Genomic DNA, 4,227 nt, shown 5'->3' with positions numbered 1-4,227 from the left:
ACCATCTACACGGCCATCCACTCCCAGCCGTGCGGAGAACTGCGCCGTCAGTTCGTTGCCTGCCTGCGCCACGGCCACAGCATGCGTATGCCGCGCACCCGGGGCATAGACCGGCGCGGACAGATTCTGGATGTGGTCAGCATCCATGTGCGGCCGTCCGAAATCCAAGAGCGACTCCTGTCTGAGAAAGCAAAGCGGTTTTCCAAAGATAGTCGTGCATGAGCGTCCACACTCTCAGCGGAACACCTTATCGAATTCAAATAGTTGGATCCTCGACGTACGTTGGCCGACATAGTGACCATGTCGCGAGGTTCGGAGTCTTGTTTCATTCGATGACTTGAGGAAGCGCTGTCAAAAAGGATATTTGCATTTCTTAGTGCTTTGATCGTTGCCTCGTGCGCCATCATCGTAACAACGCCCGCCTTTGTGCAAACGACGAGCCAAAGGATGCCCCGCGATGAAGGCGCTTGATCCAGACAACGACGGCACGATGGACCTCAATGAAGCGCAAAAGGCCGCATCCGCGTTATTCGATCAACTCAATCGCGACAACGACGGCGCTCTGGACCCAAAGGAATTGAGCGGGAGAATGATGAAGGCGGAGTTGCAAGTTGCCGATTCCGACCATGATGGAACGCTTGATAAAAAGTGATTTTCTCAAGGTTGTCGAGGCGCGCTTGAAGACCGCCAACCCCGACAAGGACAGCACGATAGACTGCCGAGAACTCGGGCCCCGTGCGTGCAAATCCCTCCTGCGCTTACTCGAGAAGTAATGCCTTATTCCAAGCGCGTGGCGACGGACGAACGCGCTTCTGCGATTGGTTAGCTGGAGTTTTGCCGGCGTCGGACTGTCAGGGCAGCCCGCAGTTGACCCGAGCGTTGCATCGACCTGTTGCATCCGCCACCCTGACCAGACGCTCACTGCCATGAATCCGTCGGCCCTAAAGCGGCCATCCGCCCAGCCCGCACTTCCATCTGCCTGGCTTCGCGCCAGGAGCGCCGGGAAGTCCGAACATTTCATCCGCCAGTCGCTTGGCCAGTTGCAGACCTCGCTCTGTCAGGTAGACGGACTCGCGGTGGCCGTGGGGGTCGGTGATGTACCCCTTCTCGCGCCGGAAAGGAGCTAGCGGCCAGCAGCCGTTTTCCACTGCAGTCGCAGTTTCGTCTTCTGTTCCGGCTGCGGAGCACCGGAGCCGGCGCGTCCCAACGCGAGAAGTGCATCTTTCGGCAGCGTCGTCGAACCCGGTGCGAAAAACCGATGCCGGTGCGGGCCCAGCTTCTCGCTGTCGACGATTGGTACTTCTCCAACGAACAACGCTGGTCCGGTGCCCGCGATCGCGAAGTCACCATCGGTCTCGACATCAATTTCGATGACATCGGTTTCGAAGTACTCCTTGCCTTGCGTCACGAAGCGCCTCGGCTTCTCTTGCTGTACGCGGCGGGCAATCGCCGCCTTGAGTTTCGGCAGCGAGATCGGTCTTTCCTCTCGCGGCGGCTCGCGGGCCGCACCATCGTTGGGAAGTGTCATGTTCGTCTCCGCATCTACACGATCTGAAGATCTTCGAACGCCAGCGCCCGGACGTTCTTGCGATTCAGTCGCAACAGGATGGCCCGCACGCTCTTATCGCGCCGGCCGAGCGCGAAGCAGCGAACGGGAAAGCGCAAAGTCGATGGCATGCTCTTCGTCATGCTGCCACGATCGAACGGTAGTGGCACACCGCCGACATCATCCGAATCGACCCACTGGATCGTTCCGCCGGAGAATTCGAGCCCCAATTCGAAGCCTGTCGCGGCCGTCGGAAAGCTGCCGTCGAAGACATCGGCCACGCGAATCCAGACTTCCTGGTCGGTGAGGGTCGTCTTTGCCGGAAGCTGGGAGCGGAAAATGCCGTTGGTCTTCCTCGGTTTCGCCACCATGCCGACGGAGTCGCCATAAAACGAGTTGTTGTAGCGATTGGCTGCGCTCTGGCTCAGGCCGTATTCGCCGGCCGCAAGTCCGCTCTGGCTCGTCGGTTGGCTCAGGTTGTTCATTGGGATCCAGTTGTTCTGCTGTTGACCGTCGACGGTAAGGCTCTTGACCCACTGGAATGAGAGATGGACCAGCGTGGTCGGCGCGGCCGGCGGCTGCTCGTTGCCGGTGAGAAATCCGACAGTGCCGTGCCCGGCCAGCACGCGGCGGAAGAACGCGCAGCCATAGATGAGCAGCACCCGCTCGTGATCCGAGCGCGGCATCGTCGGTAGCGCGCCGCCGTTGTCGTTCAGGAGCCGTTGCCGGTTGAAGAAGTTGTGGCAGGCGTTGTGCACGTAGAGCTGCGACTTGAAGGCTGGAGGCAGGCAGCGGTCGTAGTACTTGGCGCCGTCGTTGTTCTGCACGTCGCCGTCGGCAGCGGGCAGCAGCGTCTGGAATTCGTAGCCGGTTGGCGGGCCGCTTGTCGCACCCCAGTCGGTCGGCGCCAACGAGAGAACTGCGAGCACGACCGCATTGGCCGGCTTGCTGGCTCGGGCTGGTGCAATCACCACGGCTTCGCCGCCTCGCGAGTGGCCCATCAGCCCGAGCTTGCTGAAGTCGAGCTTCTTCTTGAGCAGCGGATCAGTGCCGTTCAGCGCCTGGAAGTGCGCGATCGACGCGTTGATCAGATCGGCACGGTCAAGAATGTTGCCGGCGCCCGAGGCGTTGCCGTTGAGCTCGTTGCAATCGACCGAAATCGCGACGAAACCCATCTTGGCGAGCGCATTCTGAAAGTAGTCATAGCCGAGATAACTCGGATCCTCCGGCGAATGGTTGCCGTGGGCCATGAAGATCAACGGTACCGGGCCCCGTTTGGCGCGGCGCTTGTTGAACGGCTGGCCGCTGCCGTCGTCTTCGGCCGGATAGAACGCGTTGCCGCGTACATGCAGCGTTTGCCCACCGACCGAGACGGTGCCACCGTTGTAGTCAGTGAAACCGACAGGAAGCAGGTCGAGTGCGGAAGGATCGAACGTCACCGGCGGGGCCGCGCAAAGGCAGTGCAGCTCTTGCGCCAGGTGGCTCACGCAGGTGCCGACCTGCTGGACCACGTCGACGACGTCGCCGTGCTGGACCGGCGCTTTCAGCAAAACGGCCGGACCGCCGCCTTCGCCAGCCTTCAGTTGATTGACATACACCTTCACCGTTGCGCCCGTTGCGATCTGAGTGACCGTGACAAGCTGGTCACCGCATTGAACGGGCGCCACTTGCGGTGCGGGCAGAGCAGAGCATGGTTGGACGGTCATGCCGCCCGGGTTGCTGGGCGGGTTGCCCGGGCACATGCGTTGCACGACCGACAGTGAGTCGCCGGCATTGAGCGGCGCCGGCAACCCGACCAGGTGTGAAGTTGACCCGCGAAAACGGACACCTATCCTTTGGATAAGGAGGTGGCAAAATGGGCAAGCATCGAGCGCCGTACCCGGCAGAGTTCCGGGCTCGCATCGTTGATCTGGTGAAGGCCGGTCGAACACCTGAGGAGCTAGCGCGAGAGTTCGAGCCTAGCGTGCAGACGATAATCAACTGGGTGGCGCAGGCGGATATCGACGCCGGCGTGCGTAACGAGGGTTTGACCACCGCTGAGCGCCAAGAACTCGCACGTTTGCGCCGCGAGAATCGTCAATTAAAGACGGAGCGCGACATTCTCTCTCACGCCGCAGCCTGGTTCGCCCGCGAGACAGGAGCCGTATCCTCGAAGGATACGGATTCATGAGAGCGTACCGGGCCCGTTGGCCCATTGTCACGATGGCGCGGCTGCTGGGAGTCTCGACCAGCGGATACTACGCGTGGCTAGTTCGCGAGCCATCAAAGCAGTCTTGTAACGATGCCCAATTGCTGCGCGCATTCGTACGATGCACGCGAGTTCGCGCGGTACGTATGGCGCGCCGCGTATCCATGCGCAACTCGCGCGCGAAGGCGTGCACGTGGGACGCAAGCGGGTAGCTCGCCTGATGCGCATCGCAGGCCTATGCGGGGCAAGCCGACGGCGATGGCCACGCACTACGCGACAACGTGGGGGAACACGGCGTGCGCCGGACCTGGTACGCCGGCACTTCAGTGCGAAAGGCCCGAACATACTGTGGGTGGCAGATGCCACCTATATCCCCAGTGGCGAAGGGTTCTTATATCTGGCCGTGGTGCTTGACGTGTTCAGACAGTATGACTTCCCGTGAGGTGGAAGGCTGGCCTGGCGTGTGAAAACAAACGCGGGTTAGCATGACTGC

6 protein-coding genes and 1 pseudogene are annotated in these 4,227 nt (G+C 61.2%); 4 read left to right on the top strand and 3 right to left on the bottom strand.

Features of this window, described 5'->3' with window-relative positions:
• Window positions 1–180: pseudogene (locus AWB81_RS47830) on the top strand (IS30 family transposase); the annotation flags it as partial.
• Window positions 181–457: 277 nt separating this feature from the next.
• A complete protein-coding gene (locus AWB81_RS46645) occupies window positions 458–652 on the top strand; it encodes a PLC family EF-hand domain-containing protein (RefSeq protein ID WP_200822629.1) in 195 nt (64 codons plus the stop codon).
• Window positions 653–941: 289 nt separating this feature from the next.
• Here AWB81_RS46645 and AWB81_RS49030 read toward each other — a convergent pair whose 3' ends face one another.
• From AWB81_RS49030 to AWB81_RS40820, 3 genes are all read right to left on the bottom strand, one after another.
• Window positions 942–1,148, bottom strand: coding sequence for a DUF6429 family protein (locus AWB81_RS49030; RefSeq protein ID WP_374730549.1), 207 nt, complete (start codon window positions 1,146–1,148; stop codon window positions 942–944).
• Window positions 1,124–1,408, bottom strand: coding sequence for a hypothetical protein (locus tag AWB81_RS40825; RefSeq protein ID WP_144444345.1), 285 nt, complete (start codon window positions 1,406–1,408; stop codon window positions 1,124–1,126). Before AWB81_RS40825 ends, AWB81_RS49030 begins: the two co-directional genes overlap by 25 nt.
• Before the next feature lie 134 nt (window positions 1,409–1,542).
• Complete coding sequence (locus AWB81_RS40820; protein WP_144444344.1) at window positions 1,543–3,252, bottom strand: alpha/beta hydrolase; 1,710 nt, start codon at window positions 3,250–3,252, stop codon at window positions 1,543–1,545.
• Between the two features lie 149 nt (window positions 3,253–3,401).
• On the opposite strand from AWB81_RS40820, the gene AWB81_RS40815 reads away from it, so the two are divergent.
• Both AWB81_RS40815 and AWB81_RS49025 read left to right on the top strand, forming a co-directional pair.
• The gene (locus AWB81_RS40815; RefSeq protein WP_062644104.1) at window positions 3,402–3,716 is read left to right on the top strand and encodes a transposase; all 315 of its coding nucleotides are present in this window, start codon (window positions 3,402–3,404) and stop codon (window positions 3,714–3,716) included.
• 118 nt (window positions 3,717–3,834) lie between these two features.
• The gene (locus AWB81_RS49025; protein WP_374730550.1) at window positions 3,835–4,176 is read left to right on the top strand and encodes an IS3 family transposase; all 342 of its coding nucleotides are present in this window, start codon (window positions 3,835–3,837) and stop codon (window positions 4,174–4,176) included.
• The last annotated feature ends 51 nt before the right edge of the window (window positions 4,177–4,227 follow it).

It is taken from the genome of Caballeronia arationis, from assembly GCF_001544975.2.
Taxonomy (GTDB): Bacteria; Pseudomonadota; Gammaproteobacteria; order Burkholderiales; family Burkholderiaceae; genus Caballeronia; species Caballeronia arationis.
This window is presented reverse-complemented; position numbering and strand designations above follow the sequence as displayed.

Coding starts and splice junctions, on each gene's coding strand:
- AWB81_RS46645 (WP_200822629.1), top strand. CDS start 458: ATGAAGGCGCTTGATCCAGACAACGACGGCACGATGGACCTCAATGAA.
- AWB81_RS40820 (WP_144444344.1), bottom strand. CDS start 3,252: ATGACCGTCCAACCATGCTCTGCTCTGCCCGCACCGCAAGTGGCGCCC.
- AWB81_RS40815 (WP_062644104.1), top strand. CDS start 3,402: ATGGGCAAGCATCGAGCGCCGTACCCGGCAGAGTTCCGGGCTCGCATC.